Here is a 628-nt window from a genome sequence, read left to right as displayed (position 1 = left end):
CTAGTAATCGCGGATCAGCATGCCGCGGTGAATACGTTCCCGGGCCTTGTACACACCGCCCGTCACACCACGAGAGTCTGTAACACCCGAAGTCGGTGAGGTAACCCGCAAGGGAGCCAGCCGCCGATGGTGGGACAGATGATTGGGGTGAAGTCGTAACAAGGTATCCCTACCGGAAGGTGGGGATGGATCACCTCCTTTCTAGGGAGTTTTATGAGACCCCCGGTTTTGGGGGATCCCTAAACTGAACGTTTTATAACGTTTCATCTTAACCAATTGCTCGNCCCCGGTTTTGGGGGATCCCTAAACTGAACGTTTTATAACGTTTCATCTTAATCAATTGCTCGCACGCTTGCTGCTTTGTTTAGTTTTGAGGGTTCTTGGCCATCTTTCCTCGGTGTCTCTTGCCAAAAGTGCAAAGGCCACCTCGCAAAGATGGTTTCAACCCGGTTGCCATGTGTGGCAACAAGTGTGCAGACAGGCAATTTTAATATATGACCTTCATTGTGTGAATAACTGAGTACTTGCACCTTGAAAATTGGATAACAGCAGATTCATCGGGTAGCCACGAGCGACCTTAAGGGTTAAGCTACTAAGGGCGCACGGTGGATGCCTAGGCGCTGGGAGC

At 50.6% G+C, this 628-nt stretch carries 1 rRNA gene; it reads left to right on the top strand.

Annotation, left to right across the window (positions count from 1 at the left end):
• Positions 1 to 201: ribosomal RNA gene (locus IEW48_RS16870) — 16S ribosomal RNA — on the top strand; the annotation flags it as partial.
• Positions 202 to 628 lie beyond the last annotated feature (427 nt).

This window comes from Caldalkalibacillus thermarum (assembly GCF_014644735.1).
GTDB classification, from domain to species: domain Bacteria; phylum Bacillota; class Bacilli; order Caldalkalibacillales; family Caldalkalibacillaceae; genus Caldalkalibacillus; species Caldalkalibacillus thermarum.
This window is presented reverse-complemented; position numbering and strand designations above follow the sequence as displayed.